At 63.4% G+C, this 22,577-nt stretch carries 21 protein-coding genes and 1 pseudogene; 15 read left to right on the top strand and 7 right to left on the bottom strand.

The genetic code is table 11. The annotated features are described in order from the left end of the window. Window positions 1-321 precede the first annotated feature (321 nt). The 8 genes from BLR13_RS35895 to BLR13_RS35860 all read left to right on the top strand — a co-directional run bounded on the left by BLR13_RS35895 (window position 322) and on the right by BLR13_RS35860 (window position 9,600). Window positions 322-2,223, top strand: coding sequence for a peptidylprolyl isomerase (locus tag BLR13_RS35895; protein WP_074830359.1), 1,902 nt, complete (start codon window positions 322-324; stop codon window positions 2,221-2,223). Between the two features lie 48 nt (window positions 2,224-2,271). Further along, window positions 2,272-3,285: an anthranilate phosphoribosyltransferase gene (gene trpD, locus BLR13_RS35890; RefSeq protein WP_074830362.1), complete on the top strand. Its 1,014-nt coding sequence runs from the start codon at window positions 2,272-2,274 to the stop codon at window positions 3,283-3,285. A gap of 17 nt (window positions 3,286-3,302) precedes the next feature. Further along, window positions 3,303-4,124 (top strand): indole-3-glycerol phosphate synthase TrpC, encoded by an 822-nt coding sequence (gene trpC, locus BLR13_RS35885; protein ID WP_074830364.1) that lies wholly within the window; start codon window positions 3,303-3,305, stop codon window positions 4,122-4,124. A gap of 3 nt (window positions 4,125-4,127) precedes the next feature. Then, window positions 4,128-4,646: a cyclic pyranopterin monophosphate synthase MoaC gene (moaC, locus tag BLR13_RS35880; protein WP_074830367.1), complete on the top strand. Its 519-nt coding sequence runs from the start codon at window positions 4,128-4,130 to the stop codon at window positions 4,644-4,646. Between the two features lie 36 nt (window positions 4,647-4,682). After that, on the top strand, window positions 4,683-4,958 hold the full coding sequence (locus tag BLR13_RS35875) for a hypothetical protein (RefSeq protein ID WP_074830369.1): 276 nt from the start codon (window positions 4,683-4,685) through the stop codon (window positions 4,956-4,958). Between the two features lie 92 nt (window positions 4,959-5,050). Further along, window positions 5,051-5,311 (top strand): hypothetical protein, encoded by a 261-nt coding sequence (locus BLR13_RS35870; RefSeq protein ID WP_074830372.1) that lies wholly within the window; start codon window positions 5,051-5,053, stop codon window positions 5,309-5,311. Window positions 5,312-5,483: 172 nt separating this feature from the next. Continuing rightward, window positions 5,484-8,210 carry a bifunctional diguanylate cyclase/phosphodiesterase gene (locus BLR13_RS35865; protein WP_074830375.1) on the top strand — a complete coding sequence of 909 codons (2,727 nt, stop codon included), beginning with the start codon at window positions 5,484-5,486 and terminating at the stop codon, window positions 8,208-8,210. A 406-nt stretch (window positions 8,211-8,616) separates the two neighbouring features. Further along, entirely contained in the window at window positions 8,617-9,600 is a 984-nt protein-coding gene (locus BLR13_RS35860; RefSeq protein ID WP_074830379.1) for an ABC transporter substrate-binding protein, read from the top strand. A gap of 102 nt (window positions 9,601-9,702) precedes the next feature. Here the strand turns inward: BLR13_RS35860 and BLR13_RS35855 are convergent, their stop codons facing one another. From BLR13_RS35855 to BLR13_RS35845, 3 genes are all read right to left on the bottom strand, one after another. After that, window positions 9,703-11,034: a S41 family peptidase gene (locus BLR13_RS35855; protein WP_074830381.1), complete on the bottom strand. Its 1,332-nt coding sequence runs from the start codon at window positions 11,032-11,034 to the stop codon at window positions 9,703-9,705. Between the two features lie 274 nt (window positions 11,035-11,308). Further along, a complete protein-coding gene (locus BLR13_RS35850) occupies window positions 11,309-12,478 on the bottom strand; it encodes an NADH:flavin oxidoreductase/NADH oxidase (RefSeq protein WP_074830384.1) in 1,170 nt (389 codons plus the stop codon). A 22-nt stretch (window positions 12,479-12,500) separates the two neighbouring features. Continuing rightward, on the bottom strand, window positions 12,501-12,863 hold the full coding sequence (locus BLR13_RS35845; RefSeq protein ID WP_079587290.1) for a hypothetical protein: 363 nt from the start codon (window positions 12,861-12,863) through the stop codon (window positions 12,501-12,503). Between the two features lie 133 nt (window positions 12,864-12,996). Between BLR13_RS35845 and BLR13_RS35840 the strand changes: the two genes are divergently transcribed. From BLR13_RS35840 to BLR13_RS35820, 5 genes are all read left to right on the top strand, one after another. Next, complete coding sequence (locus BLR13_RS35840) at window positions 12,997-13,638, top strand: HAD-IA family hydrolase (RefSeq protein WP_074830386.1); 642 nt, start codon at window positions 12,997-12,999, stop codon at window positions 13,636-13,638. A gap of 26 nt (window positions 13,639-13,664) precedes the next feature. Further along, window positions 13,665-14,876, top strand: a complete 1,212-nt coding sequence (locus BLR13_RS35835; protein WP_074830389.1) for a molybdopterin molybdotransferase MoeA — start codon at window positions 13,665-13,667, stop codon at window positions 14,874-14,876. Between the two features lie 203 nt (window positions 14,877-15,079). Further along, window positions 15,080-15,787, top strand: a complete 708-nt coding sequence (gene lexA, locus BLR13_RS35830) for a transcriptional repressor LexA (RefSeq protein ID WP_074832376.1) — start codon at window positions 15,080-15,082, stop codon at window positions 15,785-15,787. Between the two features lie 234 nt (window positions 15,788-16,021). Further along, complete coding sequence (locus tag BLR13_RS35825) at window positions 16,022-16,444, top strand: hypothetical protein (protein ID WP_074830391.1); 423 nt, start codon at window positions 16,022-16,024, stop codon at window positions 16,442-16,444. Window positions 16,445-16,497: 53 nt separating this feature from the next. Next, window positions 16,498-16,740: a hypothetical protein gene (locus tag BLR13_RS35820; RefSeq protein WP_074830393.1), complete on the top strand. Its 243-nt coding sequence runs from the start codon at window positions 16,498-16,500 to the stop codon at window positions 16,738-16,740. Between the two features lie 11 nt (window positions 16,741-16,751). Here the strand turns inward: BLR13_RS35820 and BLR13_RS35815 are convergent. From BLR13_RS35815 to BLR13_RS35800, 4 genes and pseudogenes are all read right to left on the bottom strand, one after another. Further along, a pseudogene (locus BLR13_RS35815) lies at window positions 16,752-17,825 on the bottom strand (ComEC/Rec2 family competence protein); the annotation flags it as partial. A gap of 38 nt (window positions 17,826-17,863) precedes the next feature. Next, window positions 17,864-18,841, bottom strand: coding sequence for a tyrosine-type recombinase/integrase (locus BLR13_RS35810; protein ID WP_244525007.1), 978 nt, complete (start codon window positions 18,839-18,841; stop codon window positions 17,864-17,866). A 32-nt stretch (window positions 18,842-18,873) separates the two neighbouring features. After that, complete coding sequence (locus BLR13_RS42080; protein WP_074830398.1) at window positions 18,874-19,188, bottom strand: helix-turn-helix domain-containing protein; 315 nt, start codon at window positions 19,186-19,188, stop codon at window positions 18,874-18,876. Between the two features lie 165 nt (window positions 19,189-19,353). Continuing rightward, the gene (locus BLR13_RS35800; protein ID WP_143039837.1) at window positions 19,354-19,539 is read right to left on the bottom strand and encodes a hypothetical protein; all 186 of its coding nucleotides are present in this window, start codon (window positions 19,537-19,539) and stop codon (window positions 19,354-19,356) included. Window positions 19,540-19,857: 318 nt separating this feature from the next. Between BLR13_RS35800 and BLR13_RS35795 the strand changes: the two genes are divergently transcribed. Further along, complete coding sequence (locus tag BLR13_RS35795; RefSeq protein ID WP_074830403.1) at window positions 19,858-21,360, top strand: DUF3631 domain-containing protein; 1,503 nt, start codon at window positions 19,858-19,860, stop codon at window positions 21,358-21,360. Between the two features lie 19 nt (window positions 21,361-21,379). Continuing rightward, window positions 21,380-21,664 carry a hypothetical protein gene (locus BLR13_RS40815; protein WP_143039838.1) on the top strand — a complete coding sequence of 95 codons (285 nt, stop codon included), beginning with the start codon at window positions 21,380-21,382 and terminating at the stop codon, window positions 21,662-21,664. Window positions 21,665-22,577 lie beyond the last annotated feature (913 nt).

The raw sequence follows: 22,577 nt of genomic DNA, 5'->3' as shown, positions 1-22,577 counted from the left end.
GGCTGCTGACGCATCAGCGGTTGGCGGCGTGGCTGAGAAGACTTCCCGCACGCGCAAGGCCGCTGCGACCCGGGGGGCCGAAAATGGCGCTACGGAGCGCGCGTTCAAGGCAATCTTTGGCGGGTCAGGGGGACGGATCGCAACCCTCAATATGCCAAAAGCGCGCACCGAGGCAGGCTTGCCGCGGGGGCTATCGGCAAGTTAGACCGTGCCGAGACTGAAAATAGAACATCTATTCCCGCACTTATGGCTGAGGTGCGGGCGGGAAACCGAAAAAGCGAATAAAATCAGCCCCTTAATTTCTAGATAGAAGACGGACCCATGCTTCGAGGAATACGCAAGGCCTCATCAAACTGGCTCGGCAAGGCGATCATGAGCGTCGTCATGGGCGTTTTGATCGTCAGTTTCGGGGTCTGGGGCATCGCCGACATCTTCAAGGGATTCGGACAGTCCTCCCTGGCCAAGATCGGCAAGACCGAGATTTCGACCGAGCAGTTCCGCCAGATCTACACCGACAAGCTGCAGCAGCTTGGCCGCAGTTTCGGCCGTCCCCTGACCATGGACCAGGCCCGCGCCTTCGGGCTTGACCGTCAGGTGCTGCAGCAGACCATCGCTGAAGCTGCCCTCGACGAGGAAGCCCGGCGCATGGGGCTCGGCCAGTCCGAGGCCGAAACCATGCGGACGATCTATGCCGACCCCAACTTCAAGGGGCTGGGCGGCACCTTCGAGCCGGCGCGGTTCCAGGCCGCGATCCGGCAGTTCGGCTACACCGAGCAGCGCTATCTCGCCGAACAGCGGCGCGTCGGGCTGCGGCGCCAGATCGCGGGTACGATTTCCGCAGGCCTTGAGCCGCCGAAGCTGATGATGGATGCACTGACCCGTTTCCAGAACGAGCAGCGTTCGATCGACTATCTCAAGCTCGATGCCGCGCAGGCCGGCACCATCGAGGCGCCCTCGCCCGAGACGCTGGCCGCCTATTTCGAGGACCACAAGACCCAGTTCCGCGCGCCCGAATATCGCAAGCTGGCTTTTGTCGTGATCAATCCCGAAGAGATCGGCAAATGGAGCGACGTCTCCGACGAGGATGCGAAGAAGGTCTTCGAGCAGCGTCGCGACAAGATCGGCACGCCGGAGAAGCGCGAAGTGTCGCAGATCGTGTTTCCCAATGCCGACGAAGCGCTGGCAGCACGCAGCCGCATCACCGGCGGGTTGTCGTTCGACGATCTCGCCAAGGAGCGCAACCTCAATCTGTCCGACGTCGACCTCGGCCTGATCACGAAATCCGCGATCATCGATCCCGCCATTGCCGACGCTGCGTTCGCGCTGCCCAGTGGCGAAGTGAGCCAGCCGGTGCAGGGCCGGTTCGGTGTGGCGCTGGTCAAGATCGGCAAGATCGAACCGGGCGTCACGCCGACCTATGAGAGTGTGGCGGCCCAGGTGAAGAAGGAACTCGCGACCGAGCGCGCGCGCGTCAAGGTCGCCGAAATCCAGAACAAGATGGAAGACGAGCGCAGCGGCGGCTCCAACGTGGTGGAAGCCGCGCAGAAGCTCGGGCTGACCGCCGTGACGATCGACGCCGTCGATCGCTCGGGCCGTCTGCCGACCGGACAGCCTGTGGCCAATATTCCCCAGGGTCTCGACGTGGTCTCGCAGGCCTTCAACAGCGACATCGGCGTCGACAACGACCCGATCCAGTTCCGCGGCGGCTATGTCTGGTACGACGTGCTCGGCGTCACGCCCTCGCGCGAGCGCAGCCTCGACGAGGTCAAGGACCAGGTCGAAGCGAAATGGCGCGAAGACCAGATCTCGGAAAAGCTGCGGGCGAAGGCGACCGAGATCGTGCAAAAGCTCGAGCAAGGCGCCACGCTGGCCGCAGAGGCAAGCGCGATCGGAACCAAGGTCGAGACCGCCACGGGTTTCCGCCGCGACGCCTCGCCGACCGGCGTGCCCTCCTCTGTCGTCACAGCCGCCTTCCGCACGCCCAAGGACGGCGTCGGGCAGACGCCTGACGCCGGGGGCAGCGCGTGGATCGTGTTCCGCGTCACCGATGTCAGCGTGCCGCAGGTCGATGCGAATTCCGACGAGATGAAGAAGCTCAAGGAGACGTTGCAGCGCGGACTGACCGACGAACAGGTCGCGCAATACGTCACCAAGATCGAATCTGAAATCGGCACCACCATCAATCAGGCCGCCTTCGCGCAGGTGACGGGCGCCAACAACTGACGCAATGCTGCAAGAACTTGCCCGAAAGCATTTGCCTGAAAGCACGTGATGGACGACTTCAAATCTATCATCGGAAAAGTTGCCACCGGCGCGACGCTGTCGCGTGACGAAGCGGCATCCGCCTTCGACAGCATGATGTCCGGCGAGGCGACGCCCTCGCAGATGGGCGGATTGCTGATGGCGCTCAGGGTGCGCGGCGAAACCGTCGACGAGATCACCGGTGCGGTGTCGGCGATGCGCGGCAAGATGCTGCGGGTCACGGCGCCCGCGAACGCCGTCGACGTGGTCGGCACCGGCGGCGACGGCTCCGGCTCGGTCAACGTCTCGACCTGCGCTTCCTTCATCGTCGCGGGCGCCGGCGTGCCGGTCGCCAAGCACGGCAACCGCGCGCTGTCGTCGCGCTCGGGCGCCGCCGACGTGCTGGCCTCGCTCGGCGTCAAGATCGACCTGACGCCGGAACAGGTCGGCCACTGCGTGCGGGAGGCCGGCATCGGCTTCATGTTTGCGCCCTCACATCACCCCGCCATGAAAAACGTCGGTCCGACCCGGGTCGAACTCGCCACCCGCACCATCTTCAACCTGCTCGGGCCGCTCTCCAATCCGGCCGGCGTCAAACGGCAGATGGTCGGCGTGTTCTCCCGGCACTGGGTGCAGCCGCTGGCGCAGGTGCTGAAGAATCTCGGCTCCGAATCCGTCTGGGTGGTGCATGGCTCCGACGGGCTCGACGAGATCACCCTCACCGGCCCGAGTTTCGTAGCGAGCCTCGAGAACGGCAACATCCGCACCTTCGAGGTGACACCGGAGGACGCAGGCCTTGCTCGCGCCGGCGGCGACGGCCTCAAGGGCGGCGACGCCGATGCCAACGCGGTAGCGCTGCAAGGCGTGCTCAACGGCAAGCCGAGCGCATATCGGGACGTCGCTCTGTTGAACGCCGCGGCGGCGCTGATCGTCGCCGGCCGCGCCAAGGATTTGAAGGAAGGCGTGGCGCTCGGCACCACGTCGCTCGACAGCGGTGCCGCGGCGGCACGGCTCAAACACCTGATCGCGGTTTCCAACGGCTGACCGCGGGAGCGCCTGACATGTCCGATATCCTCACCAAGATCGAGACGTACAAGCGCGAGGAAATCGCCGCCGCCAAGCGCGCGCATCCGCTGGCCGAGGTCGAGGCACGTGCCAAAACCGCCTCGCCGCCGCGCGGTTTCGTGCGCGCGATTCGCGAAAAACTCGCGCGCGGCGACTATGCGCTGATCGCGGAAGTGAAGAAGGCTTCGCCCTCGAAGGGGCTGATCCGGGCCGATTTCGATCCGCCGGTGCTGGCCAAAGCTTATGAAGCCGGCGGCGCGGCCTGCCTGTCGGTGCTGACAGACACGCCTTCGTTCCAGGGCCATCTCGACTTCATGGTGGCGGCCCGCGCGGCGACCCATCTGCCGGTGCTGCGCAAGGATTTCATGTTCGACACCTATCAGGTGGTGGAAGCCCGCGCCCACGGCGCCGACTGCATCCTGATCATCATGGCAGCGCTCGACGATGCCGTGGCCAGGGATATCGAGGACGCGACGATTGAGCTTGGCATGGACGTGCTGATCGAAGTCCACGACCGCGCTGAACTCGATCGCGCCCTGAAACTTCGTTCGCCGATGATCGGCGTCAACAACCGCAACCTCCGCACCTTCGAGACCACGCTGTCGACCAGCGAGGCGCTGGCGCCGCTGATCCCGAAAGACCGGCTGATGGTCGGCGAGAGCGGTATCTTTGCCCCGGCCGACCTCGCCCGACTCGCGCGCGTGGGGATGTCGACCTTCCTGGTCGGCGAAAGCCTGATGCGGCAGGCCGACGTGACGGCGGCAACCCGTGCGCTGCTGGCCCGCACCGACACGCCCCGCGCCACCGGAACCCGCTAGACGATGGCACGCAAGCCTTCCAGAGGTGACCCTTCCAAAGGCGGCACCACCCTCACTCATATCGACGCCTCGGGCGAAGCGCGAATGGTCGACGTCTCGGCCAAGCCGGCAACCGAACGCATTGCGGTCGCCGAAGGCCGCGTCGTCATGCGCAAGGCGACGCTGGACCTGATCGTTTCCGGCAACGCCAAGAAGGGCGACGTGCTCGGCACCGCCCGCATCGCCGGCATCATGGCGGCGAAGCGCACCTCGGACCTGATCCCGCTGTGCCATCCGCTGGCGCTGTCGAAGGTGACGCTCGACATCACGCCCGACAACAAGCTGCCCGGCTGCATCGTCCGCGCCACCGTGAAGGTCACCGGGCCTACCGGCGTCGAGATGGAGGCACTGACCGCGGTATCGGTCGCCTGTCTCACGATCTACGACATGATCAAGGCGGTCGAACGCGGCGTCCGCATCGAGGGTATTCACCTCGTCGAGAAAAAGGGCGGCAAGTCCGGGCATTACCGCGCCGGCGAATAAACGGCGCGGCAGACTAAGAAGGCAAGGAAACGCAATATGACCCGATTGACCCTTTTCTGCGCGCTCACGGTGCTATCGGTTGCGATGGTGGCGGAAGCGCGGGCGCAGGCTGCCAACCCCGAACCGGGCTATTGCGCCCAGTTCTACCCAAACGCCGATTGCAATAGCATCGGGCCGGCGACGCCGCAGGTCACCGCCCCTGCCGCGGAGAGCAAGCCGGAGGAAGCGGCACCTCCGTCCCCTACAGCGCCGAAAAAGGCCGCGAAGAAGAAAAAGACGCAGGCGAGCGCTACGGCCGCGCGAGCCAAGTAGCCTTGTAACGGTTGTGTGACCGGCGCAGCGCGGAATGCCGCACGCGCCGGCGGGGTTGTTGTCTCTTGTGGACCTTCACGAGGAGAAATCCGATGTCTACTTGCAGGCTTCTCAGCGTCGCCGCCGCGTTAGCCGTGATCGCCGGACCCGCGACGGCACAGCAGGTTATCTCCGAGCCCGGCTACTGTGCGTTCTTCTATCCAAACGCCAATTGCCAGAACAAGGGACCGGGCAATCCCTACACCGGCGACTATCAGCGCCGCCTCAGCCAGGGCAACGCTATCGCCGGCGCCGACCCAACGGCCGGCGTCGTCAGGAAGCGATCGCGCGCATCCACGCCCCGCGTGCAGTGACGACGCTGGTCCTGTATGGCAGGCGGGCCGCAAAGCCACAGCGGCAACCGGGATAACGTTTCATTAACCAGACTTGCTAACGTCAACTCCATCTCGCCGCGCTACGTTGATGACGGGCCGGACGCTGAGAGAACTCTGCTGCCGGAGTTCCCTCCAGACAGCGACCCTTTCGATGGATTCGACCGGCATAAGTTCTTTCAAGATTGCTGCCGCCTTCCGCGGCGGCCCGATCCGCTGGCTGATCCTGGGCGGCATCCTGCTGATATCAGCGATTGCGATCGGCGCGACCCTGATGGCAGGCAATTTTCGCGAGCGCGCGCTGCGTAACAGCGAGCGCGAACTGGAAAATACCGTGCTGCTGCTGGCCCGCCATTTCGACCAGCAGCTCGAAGACTTCGAGGTCGTCCAGAAGGACCTCATCACCTTCATGCGGGCCAGCGGTATCGCTACCGCGGAGAACTACCAGCGCCGGATGTCGAGCCAGGAAATCCACCTGATGCTCAAGTCCAAGATGGATGCGCTGTCCTATGTCGGCGGCGTCAACGTCTTCGACGCCGACGGCAGACTGATCAACGCCTCGGCCGCCTGGCCGGTGCCCGCGGTCAGCGTCGCGGACCGGTCCTACTTCAAGACCTTCAAGTCCGACCCGCAATCGCCCGCCATGCTGATCGAGCCGGTCTACAGCCGCATCACCGGCGTCTGGACCACAGTGATCGCCCGCAAGGTCAGCGCTCCCAACGGCGAGTTCCTCGGCGTCATCGGGCGCGGCATCGAACCGGTCAATTTCGAAAAATTCTTCGCGAGCGTGGCGCTCGGAAGCGGTGCGGCCATAGCCATGCACCACCGCGACGGCACGCTGCTTGCCCGCTATCCCCATGTCGACGAGATGATCGGCAAGAACTTCAAGGCCGGCGCGGCCAGCCAGCTGCAGGTGTTCGATCTGCCCCACAGCACGTCCCGCCTCACCAGTCCGATCGACGGCAAGGACCGGCTGATTTCCTCGCGCGCGCTGACGAACTTTCCAATTGTGATCGTCGCGGCGACGACGACCGCCGCGGCCCTCGCAGACTGGCGCGAGCAGATCACCATGCTGATCGTGGTGGCAGGCCTCTCGGTGCTGGCCATATCGGCGCTGCTGTTTCTGGCGGTGCGCAAGCTTTCGCAGCAACACCGTGCGTCGCAGCAGCGGTTGACGCTGGAAAAGCAGCGTCTCGACACCGCCGTCAACAACATGACGCAAGGCCTGCTGCTGTTCGATTCAGCCCAGCGGCTCGTCATCTGCAACCAGCGCTATATCGAGATGTACGGCCTGTCGGCCGAGGTCATCAAGCCGGGCTGCAGTTTCCACGACGTCATCGCCCACCGCGAGCAGACCGGCTCCTTTGACGGCGATGTCGACCGTTATGTCCGGCTGGTGCTGCGCGACGTCGCGCACCGGAACGTGATGGTCATCGCCACGCCCGACGGGCGCTCGATCCAGGTCGTCAACGAGCCGCTCGCGGACGGCGGCTGGGTGGTGACCCATGAAGACGTGACCGAGCGCCGGCGCGCCGAGGAACGCATCACCCACCTCGCCCATTACGACGCGCTGACCGACCTGCCGAACCGCGCGCTGTTCCACGAACAGCTCAAGCGCGAACTGCCGCATGCCGCGCCCGGCCAGCAACTGGCCGTGCTCTATATCGACATCGACGAATTCAAGAGCGTCAACGACTCGCTCGGACACATGATCGGCGACGAACTGCTGAAATCGGTGGCGGTCAGCCTCGGCGCCTGCGTGCGCGAAACCGATTTCGTGGCGAGGCTCGGCGGCGACGAGTTCGCCATCGTTCAGACCGGCGTCAAGAGCGCCGCCGACGTCAGCGAACTCGTCAACCGCATCTTCGAGACGATCCGTACGCCCTATGAATGCCTCGGCCATCAGGTGACCACCGACGCCTCTATCGGCATCGCGCTGGCGCCGCAGGACGGATCCGATCTCGATCAGATCCTCAAGAATGCCGATCTGGCGATGTACGCAGCCAAGGCCGCCGGCCGCCGCACCTCCCGTTTCTTCGAACCTGCCATGGAAGCCGAGGTCCGCGCCCGCCGCGTCCTGGAAACCGACCTGCGCCAGGCGATCACGGATGGCGGCTTCGAGGTCTACTACCAGCCCTGCCTCAGCCTGCAGGACAACAGCATTACCGGCTGCGAGGCGCTGCTGCGCTGGCGCCATCCGCAGCGCGGCATGATCTCGCCGGCCGATTTCATCCCGATCGCCGAGGAAACCGGCCTCATCAACCAGCTCGGCGAATGGGTGCTGACCACCGCCTGCCGCGAGGCCGCGACCTGGCCCGACCATGTCAAGCTCGCGGTCAACGTCTCGCCGGTGCAGTTCAAGAGCGGCACGCTGGCGCTGAAGGTCATCACCGCACTGGCCGCATCGGGCCTTGCCGCCAGCCGGCTGGAACTCGAAATCACCGAAGCCGTGCTGATCCGCGACGATGATGCCGCGCTTGCCATCCTGCACCAGCTTCGCGACATCGGCGTGCGGATCGCGCTCGACGATTTCGGCACCGGCTATTCCTCGCTGAGCTATCTGCAGCGTTTTCCGTTCGACAAGATCAAGATCGACCGCTGCTTCGTCACCGACCTCGCGTCGCCGGAAGGCTCGTCCTCGATCGTCCAGGCCGTGGTCAACATCGCCGCCGACCGCCGCATGACGACAACGGCCGAAGGCGTCGAGACCGAACAGCAGCGCGAATTGCTGCGTGCGCTCGGTTGTTCGGAAATGCAGGGCTACCTGTTCAGTCCGCCGAAGCCCGCGGCCGACATCAGGCCATTGCTGACGACGCACCGGCAAGACCCTTTGGCCGCGCGTCCGGCCCGCAAGCGCAAGCCGGTCGCACGCAGCGCTTGAGGTCGCGTCGAGCATGATCGTCATTGCGAGCGAAGGCGGCAGCAATCCATCTCCTCACACACGACTGTCGTCCCCCTTGCATGCGGGGGATCCAGTACGCCGCGGCTCATCGATTCCATCACTGCCGTCTCTGGAATACTTGATCGTCCGCCCCAGTGCGCAATCGCGCACAAGGCGGACGATGACAGCGGAAACCATTCTCGCGGCGTGATCCGCCCGAGGCTTGAAAGAAAACCTCACCCTCGAAATCAGAGGGCGCAGGCCGCCGGTTCGTCCCGGTAGCGATTGCCCCGGAGCGGACTTAGGTTCCAGCGTGCGGGTCCGATTGCTTGCCCATTATTACCGGCTGTCCTATAGCAAAATGCTAGGCTCTGGACCTTGATGAGGCGTTTCATCCGAGGACTCCATGCGACGGCGCAAGTTCATCACCGGTGTTGTCGCGGCAACCCTCCTTCCCGTCAGGGTGGGCGCACAGCAGCCCGGGCGGATGAAGCGCATCGGCGTGTTGATGGGGGTCGCCAACGATGCCGAGGGGCAAGCCCGTCTCACGTCCTTTCTTCGGGGGCTTCAGGCGTTGGGCTGGACTGATGGCTCGAACGCACAAATTGAGGTGCGTTGGGCCGCAGGCGATGCGGACGCCGCCCGGACCTATGCGGCCGAGCTGGCTGAGCTCAACCAGGACATCATTCTGGCCGTCACTACAGTTGCGTTCGTGGCAATGCAGCGGGCGACCCAATCCATTCCGATCGTTTTTGTTCAAGTGGTCGAGCCGCTAGGTAGTGGACTGGTTACCAGTCTCGCGCATCCGAGCGGCAATATCACCGGCTTCACAAGCTTTGAATATGCAACGGCTGGGAAGTGGTTGGCGACCGTTAAGGAGATTGCTCCTGAGGTCGTGCGCGTGGCGGTGGTTCACAGCCCTGACGATCCGTCATCGGCCGGATACCTGCGAGAAGGCGAAGTCTTCGCCCGCTCGGTGGGTGTGCAGATGGTTCCGATTGGCGCGCGCACAATCGCAGAGGTAGAGCGCGGGCTGGGGGAGTTTGCCAAAGAGGCGAATGGCGGCATGATCGTGCTGCCTAATGCATTTACTGCCACTTATCGCGTAGAGATTGTTGCTCTCGCAGCTTTGCACCGCCTGCCAGCGGTTTACCCACTCCGGTATTTCGCAACGGTGGGCGGCTTGGTGTCCTACGGGTTTGATAACATCGAACTGTACAAACGCGCCGCCGGGTATGTCGATCGCATTCTAAAAGGTACAAGGCCGAGCGATTTGCCAATTCAGCAACCGACAAAGTTCGAATTGGTTGTCAACCTCAAAACGGCAAAAGCGCTTGGACTAATTATTCCGGAATCGTTTCTGGTGCGGGCCGACGAAGTGATCGAATGACGTCCGGTTGTAGCGCATAACGTCGTTTCGCCGCCATGCAGGTGATCGGGGCATGACGGACCTTGATGCAGCGTCCGCCCTGCGGATTTATCGGTTCACGACCTAGTTCGGCACCGGCCGCTTCGCCGCCGTCGGCGCGTTGGCGTTCACGGTGACGCCGCGGAGCTGGTTGAAGGCGGCGGTCAGCGCCTTGTCGTCCTTTTCAGACGGCGGCACGTAGGATTGCGAACCGGTCTGCTCGGCGCCCTCGGCTGCCGCCAGATGTCCGCGCATCGACGCCTCACCCTGCAGTTCGGCGCGGGTCTTCAACTCGTCCGGCACCACCTGAAGCACTTCGAGGTCGGGCACGACGCCTTGGGCCTGGATCGAACGTCCAGACGGCGTGTAGTAGCGCGCGGTGGTCAGCGCCAATGCGCCGTTGCCCGAGCCCAGCGGAATGATGGTCTGCACCGAGCCCTTGCCGAACGAACGCGTGCCGATCAGCGTGGCGCGCTTGTGGTCGTGCAAGGCGCCCGCCACGATCTCGGAGGCGGAAGCCGATCCGCCGTTGATCAGCACGACGAGCGGCTTGCCCTTGGTGAGGTCGCCGCCGCGCGCGGTGAAGCGCTGGGTTTCCTCCGGGGTGCGGCCGCGGGTCGAGACCACCTCGCCTCGGTTCATGAAGGTGCTCGCCACCGAGACCGCCTGATCGAGCAGTCCGCCCGGATTGTTGCGTAGATCGACGACGTAACCCGCGAGCTTGTCCTGCGGGATTTCCTTGGAGATTTCCGCGATCGCCTTGTGCAGGCCGTCGGTGGTCTGCTCGTTGAAGCTGGTGATCCTGATATAGCCGACATCGCCGCCGTCGGTGTGGTAGCGCACCGGCTTCACCCGGATCACTTCACGCACCAGCGCAACGTCGACCGGCGCGTCGGCGCCCTTGCGTACGATCTTCAGCTTGATCTTGCTGTCGGCCGGGCCCTTCATCTTGGCCACGGCCTGGTCGAGCGTGAGGCCCTGAATGGCGTCGTCGTCGATCTGGGTGATCACGTCGCCCGACATGATGCCGGCCTTGGCGGCAGGCGTATCGTCGATCGGCGTCACCACCTTGACGAAGCCGTCTTCCATCGTGACCTCGATGCCGAGTCCGCCGAACTCGCCATGCGTGGTCTCCTGCATGTCGCTCCAGCCCTTCGCATTCATGTAACGCGAATGCGGATCGAGCGAGGAGATCATGCCGTTGATGGCGCCCTCCATCAGCTTGCTGTCGTCGGGCTTCTCGACATAGTCGGAGCGGACCCGCTCGAACACGTCGCCGAACAGATTGAGTTTCGAATAGGTGCCGGACTCGACCGCAGCCTTGGCCGCCGTTGCCAGTTGCTGGGGTCCGGCGACCAGAAGGGTCAGGCAAACGCCCGTGGCCGTGCCCAGCAGAAAGGTAATGTTCTTGCGCATCGCGAGCGGTCCTTTTCGGTATGAACGGCCTCGATTCCCATGAATCGGCGTCCTGACCCGGCGGGCGGAGCACACAACGTCATTTTGGTCGGATCAAGGCGCTTCATGACCGGGCCATTACGGACCTTTTGGGAGGTCCCGGCGGACGGCCGGGCCTCGACGGATAGCAGCATCCGTTCAGGCCGCAGGACAGGGTTAAGCCCTTCGCGAAACGCATCAATTTTGCGTCGACGGAAAGTGATGGGTATCGCTACGCTCAACCCATCCTGCGGGATTACGGGATCGCCTTGCCCGCCTCCTGCAACCCGTTCTGCCAGGTCGAGGGCTGGGTACCAAAACCGCGCTTGGCGCGGGTGCCGAGCCAATAGCCGAACTGCGGCGGCACGTTGCGGAACGGCCCGTCGACGCCGAGCTTCAGCGCAGCGTCCATCGGCCAGTTCGGGTTGTTGAGGATTTCGCGGCCCACCGCGATCAGATCGGCCTGCTTGTCGCGCAGGATCTGCTCGGCCTGGTCGCCATGGATGATGAGGCCGACCGCCATGGTCATAATATCGGCGTGGCGCTTGACGTATTCCGACAGCGGGACCTGGTAGCTGTACTTGATTTCCTTGCCCAGGATCGGGGCCATCTCGGTGATGCCGCCCGATGAGCAGTCGATGACGTCGACGCCTTTGGCTTTCAGCGTCTTCGCCAGCCGCGCGCTCTGTTCCGGTCCCCACCCGGCATTGTCCTCGACCGACAGGCGGACGAACAACGGCTTGTGATCGGGCCAGTGCGTCCGCACCGCTTCGGTGATTTCGGTAATGAAGCGCATCCGGTTGGCTTCGGAACCGCCATATTCGTCGCTGCGCTGGTTGGAGCGCTCCGACAGGAACTGGTGCACGAGATAGCCATGGGCACCGTGCAGCTCCAGCACGTCGAAGCCGGCCTCATGCGCTCGCCGCGCCGCGTGGCCCCAGGCCTGCACGAGATCCTTGACCTCATGGCGTTCCAGCGCCTTCGGCACCGGCCATTTCTCGCTATGGGCGATCGCGCTCGGCGCCACCGGCGACCAGGCATCCCAATCCTCGATATCGGGCGAGCGCTGCAGCGGCCGGTCGCCTTCCCACGGCCGCGTTGCGCGCGCCTTGCGGCCGGAATGACCGAGCTGGATACCGGCGACCGAGTTCTGCTGCTTGATGAATTTGGCGAGACGGCTGAGCGGTTCGACAAAGGCATCGTCCCAGATGCCGAGATCCCCGACGGTGCCGCAGCCGCGCCGCTCGACCTTGGTCGATTCCACCACCACGAGGCCAGCGCCGCCGGCGGCGAACTTGCCGGCGTTCATCAGGTGCCAGTCGGTCGGAAAGCCCTTGATGGCCGAATATTGGTGCATCGGCGGCACCACGATACGGTTGCGCAACTCGACGCCCCGGACCCCGCGGGTGACAGCATTGCCCGGCACAGGGCCGGGAGCGTCTTCTCTGTTATTTCGCGGCGGCGCCGGTCTTGCTGTCGGCCGACTTTGTCGCGTCGGTCTTGGCGGCCTCATTCTTGACCTTGGGTTTCGCCGGTGCGGCCTTGGCGGCCTTTGGCGCATCGTCGCTGCGCACAATTCCCCACGGGTCGGTGCTTTTTTGCGCGGGGATATTGCCCAGCGACCGCTCGTAAGCCTTCTGGGCCTCCTTTTCGGCGGCTTTTTCGGTTGCGGACTTTTCCGTGTCTTTCTCGCCGTATCTCTGAACGTGGTTGTCCTGCGCCGAGGCGGGCAAAATCATGACGACTGCCAGCAACGCGATCAGGGCGACCAGGCCCGGAACCCGGCTGAAGACTCGGCTCAAGATTGTCATGCGATCACTCTCCTCAAATTTGCCAACGCTTAGCACAGGTCGCGCGCCGGCTTAAGCGCCGGATTGTTCGGGCTGACGCCCTTGACGCCACCCCGGCGTTGCCCGGAATGGTCCAGTTTTGTAAACGACTGCCATGACCGCCCCGCTCGCCCCCCACTCCACTGACGTGCTGCTGTTCGACATCGGGCGCGTCGTGCTCGACATCGATCTCAACAAGGTCATGGCAAGCTGGGCTGGTCATGCCGGCTGCACGCCGGCGGAGCTTGCCAGCCGCTTTGTCGTCGATGACAGTTTCAGGCACCACGAGGTCGGAAGGATCGACGACGCCGCGTTCTTCCACAACCTGCGCACGTCGCTTGGCATCGGCATCACGGACGAGCAGTTTCTCGAGGGCTGGAACGCGATCTTCGCCGGCGAGATGCCCGGCATCGCGCAGCTATTGGCAAACGCCGCCAAACGGATGCCGCTCTATGCCTTCTCCAATACCAATCCGGCCCACGTCGCGCATTTCTCGAGAACGTATTCCGACGTGCTCGGCCACTTCCGCGAGATATTCCTGTCCTCGACCATCGGCTTGAGAAAACCCGACGCCGAGGCCTATGATCATGTGGTAAAGGCGATCGGCGTGCCGGCGTCGCGAATCCTGTTCTTCGACGACGTCGCCGCCAACATCGAGGGCGCGCGGGCGCGCGGCCTGGCTGCTGTCCACGTGACATCGACGGATGACGTGGCAAAAGCACTCACCGCACTCGGGATTACCGCACCCGGGATTTAAGTCTGGAATTTGAGGGAGTTTCGCCCGTGGCCTTGATGCCGGTTGCCGACGCGCTTGCCGCCATTCTGGCGGGCGCCGACCCGTTGCCCGAGGAAATGGCCGCGCTCGATACCGCCTATCATCGCGTGCTGGCGCGCGACGTCGCCGCGCGCCGCACCCAGCCGCCGCAGGCGATGTCGGCGATGGACGGCTATGCGGTGCGCGCCGCCGACGCCCGTGACCTCACCGCACGGCTGAAGGTGATCGGCGAGGTCGCCGCCGGCCGCCCGTTCGAGCGAATTGTCGCAGCCGGCGAAGCGGTGCGGATTTTCACCGGCGGCGTCGTTCCCGACGGCGCCGATGCCGTCATCATCCAGGAAGACACCAGCGTCGAAGGCGACCACATCGGCATCACCGAAGCCGCCGTCATGGGGCGCCATATCCGCCCGGCCGGAGTCGATTTCCGCGAGGGCGACGTTTTGCTTGCGGGCGGCAGCCGCCTCACCGACCGCGATCTCTCGCTCGCCGCCGGCATGAATTATCCGGAGCTTGCAGTCCGCCGCCGCCCGAAGGTCGCCGTGCTCGCTACCGGCGACGAGCTGGTGATGCCGGGCAACATCCCCGGCCCCGGGCAGATCGTTTATTCCAACGGCTATGCGCTGCGCGCGCTGGCGCGCGCCGAGGGCGCCGAGACCGTCGACCTCGGGATTGCCGCCGACACGGTTGCCGCCACCACGCAAGGCATCCGCCGCGCCCGCGATTCCGGCGCCGATATCCTGATCACCACGGGCGGCGCCTCGGTCGGCGACCATGACCTCGTCAAGCAGTCGCTGGAGGCCGAGGGCGTCACCATGGCGTTCTGGCGGATCGCGATGCGCCCGGGCAAGCCGATGATGCACGGACGGCTCGGCGGGATGCGGGTGATCGGCCTGCCCGGCAATCCGGTCTCGTCCTACGTCTGCGCTTACCTGTTTCTGGTGCCGTTGATTCGCGCGCTCTCGGGCCGCAAGAGCATCCATCACACGCGCGAGACCGCCCTGCTCGGCCGCGATCTTGGCGCCAACGACCAGCGCGAAGACTATTTGCGCGCCCGCCTCGAGGAGCGCGCCGACGGCACGCCGACGGCTGTGCCCGTCAATCAGCAGGACTCGTCGCTGCTTGGAAATCTCGCTGCGGCACGGGCACTTGTGATACGTCCGCCGTTTGCCGCCGCCGCCCCGAAGGGGGCGCCTTGCGAGTTCTTGCGGCTGCCGGAGTGAGGCCGCGCGCGACACCTGCTGCCAAATCCCTCCCCATGTTCACCGGAAATTAAGTGGTTGCGGAACACATATCGAACATATAGTGTCCGTTCATGATTTGTTTCGAGAATTAGTGTCTACAAGCGGGAGTTTCGGAACTCTCGGCAATCCGGACCTGAAGTCTCGAAACCGGACGAACGCCGTCAACCGGGGGAATGCTCGCGATGCTTACGCGCAAACAGTACGAACTTCTGCGTTTCATCAACGAACGGCTCAAGGAGGCCGGGGTGCCGCCCTCCTTCGACGAAATGAAGGACGCGCTCGACCTGCGTTCGAAGTCCGGCATCCACCGCCTCATCACCGCGCTGGAAGAGCGCGGCTTCATCCGCCGCCTGCCGAATCGCGCCCGGGCCATCGAGGTCATCAAGCTTCCGGAACTCTCCGGGGCCGGTAACGGCAACGGCCGCCGCGGCTTCACCCCGAGCGTCATCGAGGGCACGCTGGGCAAGGTCCGCACCGCCAGCGCCGCCGCCGAGGAGGACAGCAATCGCCCGGTTGCCGTCCCCGTGATGGGCCGGATCGCCGCCGGTACGCCGATCGAGGCGCTGCAGACTCGCAGCCACACCATCAGCGTTCCGCCCGACATGCTCGGCTCCGGCGAACATTACGCGCTCGAAGTGCGCGGCGACTCGATGGTGGACGCCGGTATTCTCGACGGCGACATGGCGCTGATCCAGCGCAACGAGACCGCCGACACCGGCGATATCGTGGTGGCCCTGATCGACGAGGAGGAAGCCACCCTGAAGCGCTTCCGCCGCCGCGGCGCCTCGATCGCGCTCGAGCCCGCCAACGCCTCCTATGAGGTCCGCATCCTGCCGCCGAACCGGGTCCGGATTCAGGGCAAGCTGATCGGGCTGTACCGGAAGTATTGATCGGCTCCGGTCGAGCGGCACCGTCGACCTCAAGCAAAGCCCCGGCTCTCAGCCGGGGTTTTTTGTTGCGGATATGGAACCAGGACGCGTTAGCGCATTTGTGATGGAAGCGCTGACGCGGGAGTCGTAGAATTGCCCCGAAGGCGGGCGAGACTCGCCGTCAATGTCCAATCTGATAGAGGCCTGTGCCTCCCGCAGACACGGGTCAGCTATCTCAATCGAGGGAGCCATCCGATGTGTGACTATAGTCTGCACGCCGTGGCATCGCGCCCCGCCAAAGTCGGAGAGACGCTGATTACCACCACCTTCCGCGGCACGTCGACCCGCGGCTTTGCATCAGAACTCGCGCCCGCGATGGCGGTCTGCATGCTTCCCGGCACCGAACTGGCGTTCGCTGAGGACGTCAAATACGACAAGCGCTGGGTCTGGATGCGAACGCTCGGCTGGCGGGTCGGCAAGTTCAACCAGATCGAGCCTGATGTACCCGATCGTCACCACGACGCGATCGAATTTCCGGACGGAAGCCGCGTGCTGGTGACGCAGTTGTGCGAAGGCCAGCGCGTCACCGTGCTGCAATTGCCGGTGCTTCAGCCGGCTGCGGAACGCGCGCCCGCGGCCGCCGCAACCGCTACGACGACATCGTTTTTCATCGGTTGAGTTCTTCCGATGAAATGCTCCGCCGGTCGCGGCCGGCGGAGGCATGTCGATCCATGGGGGAGCGAACAGTGGTCAACAAGGTCACCTGGCAACGCGCCGGACGCGTCACCGAACCGGGCCGCTACATGTTCAGGTTCGGCTGGCTGACGGTGAGCGCCGACGACCTCGCGATCTGGCGGCAGTATCCTGAGGCCGCCTTCACGCTGGTCAACCTGCCCTCGGAGCCGGAGGCGCCGGAGGAATTTCACCTCGGCGCCTTTGAGCTGCCGACGAGTCCCGCGCCGAGCGAGCATTGATGCGGTGCGGCTCACTCTTCCGCCTGCAGATCCGCGTCCGACGGCGTCGCATCGACGGCGCGGGGCGCGGGCGCAAGGACGGCGCTGTCGGTCTCGCCATCCTCGGCGATCGCCTTTGACCAGGGACGGTCGATCCCTCCGGGTTTGACGGCGTCGACGACAAAACCGTCACGGCCACGCCGCAGCGCCAGCGCGCCCTGCCGCCCCAACCGTTCGCCGTCGATCACCGAGGCGCCGCAGGCGGCTGGCGGTTGCCGGATCGTCACGATCAGCGCCGCGCGCTCGCAATCGTCCGCCAGCGCCTCGGGCCGCCGCGCCCATGCGACCAGGGCGCCACTGGACGATGCCGTGACGCAGCCGGTGTCGTCGCCGGAGATGCCCGCGCCGAGCGTGGCGTCGTCGGCGGTTCGCGCATCGGCATCCGCCGCCAGCCACTCCCTGACCAGGAACGCATCCTTGGAGCCTTTGGCGGCGTGCATCAGATGCAGCCGCCCGTCCGGGCCGCGCACGCCGACAAGGCGGCCATCGGCGGAAATCAGGATGTCGGGCTGCGGCACCCGCGCCGCCCACAGCGTCGCCAGCAGCAGCAATGCCGCGCCGGACCAGCGCAGCGGCGTCCGCAACAGGCCGAGCAGGATGATGCCACCGCTGGCCGCGATCAGCGGGCCGATGCCGAATGCCGACACCCGCCCGACCGCGCCAGGCAAGCCCGCGACCCATTGCGTCACCGAGATCATCCAGTCGATGCCAAGCCCCATCAGCCACCAGAAGAACCCGTCGAAGCCGAACGGCATCGCCGCGAGACCGAGCAGGCCCGCCGGCATCACCACTGCCGAGACCACCGGCATCGCCGCGAGATTGGCCAGCACGCCATAGGGCGTGATGCGATGAAAGTGAAATGCTGCATAAGGCGTGGTCGCGAACCCCGCCACCAGCGAGGCCAATAGCAGCACCATGATTTCGCGGCCGCCCCACAACGCCACCCGCGCGGTCGCAGAATGCTCTGCGGTGGCGAACAGGCGCGGCATGCCGATCTGCACCAGCGCGACCAGACCCAATGTCGCCGCAAACGACATCTGAAAGCTCTGACGCGAATTCTGAATTTGGCAATTCTGTCCGAAAGTTAGCCCACCTTCCGAACCGTGGTTCGGGACTTTTTTCGGGACTTTGCAACGGCCTCGACCGCGCTGGCGACATCCTCATCCAGCACATGCGCATATCGCAGCGTGCTCTTGATGTCGCGATGGTTCATCGCCTTCTGCACCAGCTTGAGGTTGCCGCTGTCGCGCAACAGCTTGGTCCCGAAATCGTGCCGGTAATCGTGGAAGCGGAAATCCTTGACGCCTGCCTTGGCGCGCATCGTCTGCCACGCCGTCTTGGTCCCGTTGATCGTCAACGGGTAGCGCTGGCCGCGCACCCTCCCCAGCCGCTTGTTGCCGTAGACCGCGACGTAGGTAAACACGAACTGCGGATGCTGGCCCTGCAACGGGAAGAGAATGTCGCGGATGGTATCGGTGATCGGGAACACCACGCGCCTGCCGCCCTTCCCGATCCTGACAATCTGGCGGGTTCCGAAGTTCACTTCCGACCAGCGCAGAGTCACGCATTCTTTCTGCCGCATTCCGCTGGTCCCGACAAATTCGAAGAACGGCTCATAATCCGCGCGCATGGCAGCATCAAACGCTGCTGCTTCATCATCATGCAGTTCGCGGACTCGCTCCTGCGGTTCGGGGAGCAAAAGCTCCGTCCAGTTCGGCTCATGTTCGAATTGCGCGCCCTCGGTCTTGGCGAATGTGAAGAGCCGCTGCAACACCTTGGTGGCTGATCTGTTGACGGTCGAATTAGTAATCAGCGGCAGCGCGTCCTTTTCCTCCTTGGTCAACTTGCCGCGCCGCGTGACGTGATGGCCACGACGCCATGCCACCATCTTCCTGGCCTCGGTGTGATCGATGTCGGTCAGCGATTTTGCCTTGCCGAAATAATCGATCAGCCGGGCAAGGTTGGTCTCGGTGGCATCCGGGGCTGCATCATGTTGCGCGCTTTCATTCCACAGGCGATCAGCGACATCATCGATCAGCAGCGAGACAGCCGAACGCTTCATCGCCTTGACCAGTATCGCGGCCCGCTCCCGCTCTACCGTTTCGAATTTTTCGGCGTCTTTGCGATTTGCGCATTTCGTCGGGCCGTGAAACCGATGACACCCGAGCCAGAAATCGTATTGGTAGAACGGTGATTTTTTGGGCTTGTAGACAGACATGATTCCCGCCTCCTCCGCCGTTCGACAAACTCCTCAAGGTCTTTTTCGGTGAACCGCCTCCGAGGCCGCTTCTTGCCGCGCCCGGTGTTGATATAGGAAATCTCGCCGTCCTCGACCAACCCGGCAAGTTGATCCTCGGTGATCTTCAGCCGTTTAGCGGCTTCTTTCTTGTCCAAAAGTTCGACCGTCACTGTCGATCATTCCGCCCGGAATGAAAGGCCGCCGTGGCTTGCTGGGCCGCCAACGTGCCTGTTCCCCCCCCTGCACGAATTCGCACCCCGCCGTCCAGAAAATTTTCGGCAGGGCGAGAAATCAGCAGCGCCACCAAAGGTGATTTTTTCGTGATCGGGTGATCGCTACTTGCGGGGCCGCTTCTCAGCCTCGATCCCCGCCTTGACCAACAGGCGAATAGCTTGAGCCCTCGATGGCAGATTTTCCTGCTTGCGCCGCCAATCATCGAGCAGCTTCAGGAAATCTTTTGAGGTCCGAAACTGGAACGTCAGGTTCTGTTCCCACTCATTCTCTGATTTTTTTTCAGCCATCCCCTTGCGCTCCGTCATCATGTCATTACGTGGTGGACAACGCCAGCCATGTCATTACGTGGCTGACAAATAGGCCAATCGAGGCGGCCTGTCAATCCCGGATTCGGATACCGCCGCTGGCCGGGGACTACTCGGGAGAGAGAGAGAGAGAGAGAGAGAGAGAGAGAGAGAGAGAGAGAGAGAGAGAGAGAGAGAGAGAAAGGACAAATCCATGAGGAGGAGTCAAATGACCACGCACCAGTGTGTTGGTGCCGGCACAGTGACGGTTCAAACAGGCTCCAAGTCCTTGCAACGGCTAAACTGTGACGGTGTGACGCCATGACGGGACGGACAGTTCAGCGACGGTTCGGCGAGCGCGAACGCCAGACGCTTGCCAAACTCTTTCGCGCGCTCGGCACCGATAATGTGCACGAAGCCGCTGCGGCGCGCGGCCGGATCGACAGCCTGTTACAGCAGTTCGGCAAAGCCTGGGGCGATTTGATTTCTCTGCTCGGCGGCACGCCGGCCGCCATTCATACCGATCTCGCTCACGACATTGCCGCACTCGGCTCCAGCGATCCCGGTGAACGCGCCAACGCCCGTCACAACATCGACGAGTTGCTCGCACGACACCACAAGAGCTGGAATGATCTCGCCGACGAGTTGGGCTCGGTCTCACCGGAGGCATGGACGAGTAGTCCGGCAGACGATCCAGAGCGCGTCAATGATTTGCTGGGCCTCGTTTATCATCTGCTCGAAGAGTACGTGGCGCTGAAGCCGCACGAATATGTGGCGGTGTCGCTATGGATTTTGCACACCCATGTTTACAGCCGCTACATGGTGACGCCGCGATTGGCACTGCGCAGCCCGGTTGCCGATTGCGGCAAGACCACGCTGCTCGACATTCTGTCGAGGCTGACGGCGCGAGCCGACAAGTTCGACTCGATCACGACCGCCGCCATTTATCGCCTGATCGACGAGACGCATCCGACCCTGCTGATCGACGAGGCGGATAATCTCGGGCTCGCGTTGCAACTGAATGGCAAGCTTCGGGCTGTGTTCAACAGCGGCCACCGCAACGGCGGGACGGTCGCGCACGTGGAGCGCAGTAGCACACGCAGATATTCGACCTTTGCACCGCTAGCGCTGGCGCTGCCCGACATGTACGGCACTTTGCCACGCACGCTCAACTCGCGGTGCATCACGATCACGATGGAGCGTCATTCCGGGCAGCGTGAATTGCGGCGCTTCGACGTTAATCACCCCGATGCCGCGCTTGACGCCGCCTATGGGCAGATTCTGCTGTGGCGACGCGACGCCGAACTTAATCCTGAACCTGAGATGCCGGCAGGGATGCGCAACCGCTTTGCTGATAACTGGCGACCACTGCTCAGCATCGCCGACTCGCTCGGCTGGGGCGAGCAGGCGCGTGAAGCCATGGTCATCTTCGGGCGTGAATACCAGGACGCCGATGCGAAAATTCTCCTGCTCACGGACATTCGCAAAGTCTTCGACGCGCACAAGGCGGATCGCTTGCCCAGCAAGATCTTGCTCGACGCGCTGAATGACTTGAACGCGGACTGGTGTGAGTTTCGCGGCGTTCGCGGTGAGCAGCAGCCGCACAAGCTCAGGGGCAGTGAACTGGCGAGTATGCTGCGCGAGTTCAGGATCAGGCCGCGCACGATCTGGCCACCGACCCGGACCGCCAAGAGCAAGAGCGCGAAGGGTTATCGACGCTCGCAGTTCGAGGAAGTATGGCGCGCGTACTGCGCCGATGACGGCACAACGGCACACGCCAGCAATATCAAGGACTTGCGGCTCGTCGGCGACGGCACAGCGTGACGGCACAAGAGAACCTACAATGAGGAAATTAGAGAAGGTAAATATTATTCCAGTTTCAACAGGAGGAACGACAATGACGGAAATTTCCATAAGACATACAGCAACACCTGAAGAAAAAATCAAAACGGACAAACTGTTAGATGCGCTGAGAGCGATGATACAGACCGCTGATCCCGAAAGGCGAAAGGCTCTTACGGAGACCGTTGTCCTATTCCGTGACTGGCCCCAATCGCGGTCACCTGCACTGTTGAACGAGATCATGCTGGTTATCGGGGCTCATCCCGATACCAAATGGGAGCAGTGAGTATTGGTATCGATCTGATCGATCCCAGAAAACAAAACGGCTAAAGCAAGTCGAGCATCAGTCAGCCTTGATCGTCGGCGATCTTTTTGTCGCCCTTCTGCCATTAAAATAAATCCCCGGCGGATGCGTCAATCGGACTCACCATAACCACCCGTCGAAAGTTATGCCTGCGGCACAAGGGTTTCTGTGATTCCGTTTCGGGGGCTGAATGTTTTGGTGTGGGTTATTTCATCGGACGCTGTTACTGCCCGGCAACGGGGATTATAAAAGGAAACGAGGCCGCCAAGTTCTCCCCTTGGTGACCCCGTTCTAAACTTCGGCACCGGGCCTGCAAGCCCCTGCCGGAATGGCGTCGATAGCCACGACGCAGGTTCAAAAATAAACCCTGCCATCTGGCCCGTCAACGCCCACTGGAGCGATTACTCCGTGCTGCGTCTGGGCTGTATGGCCGGTGGTGCGGATTGATCGGGAATAGATCATCCGTGCGAGAGGCCCTTGGCCGTTGAGTTAGTCCGGATGAATCATAGCGTGCCCTAAAAGGCGGAGTAGGGCTCACGGGAAACACCGGGACGAAGGACCGGCGTGAACGAAGCATCGGAAGTGGTCCTGAATTGGCAGGGGGTCCGGTCTCAGTCAAAAGCTCAGTCGATTTCGCTTGCCCTGAAAACAGGGGCTGCCACGATTGAGGATGAAAGAGGACGTTCCCCGAGACATCGGAGAACACGGGACGTGCGGCTGATAGGTCGGCTGCAATGCCCCTGCCGTCGATAGTAAAGCGATAAAGCGAGTAATGGGACGCTCACCCGCGAGGGTGAGATCGATTGACCCCCGCCCCACCGAAAGGACGCTCGTTGACCTATGTGTTGATAGCGAGGACTTGGCTCCATACTGCCATAATCAGCACCTTTGCCCT

The sequence above is a fragment of the Bradyrhizobium ottawaense genome (assembly GCF_900099825.1).
GTDB classification, from domain to species: domain Bacteria; phylum Pseudomonadota; class Alphaproteobacteria; order Rhizobiales; family Xanthobacteraceae; genus Bradyrhizobium; species Bradyrhizobium ottawaense_A.
The sequence above is the reverse complement of the archived record's forward strand: the minus strand, read 5'-3'. Positions and strand labels throughout refer to the sequence as shown.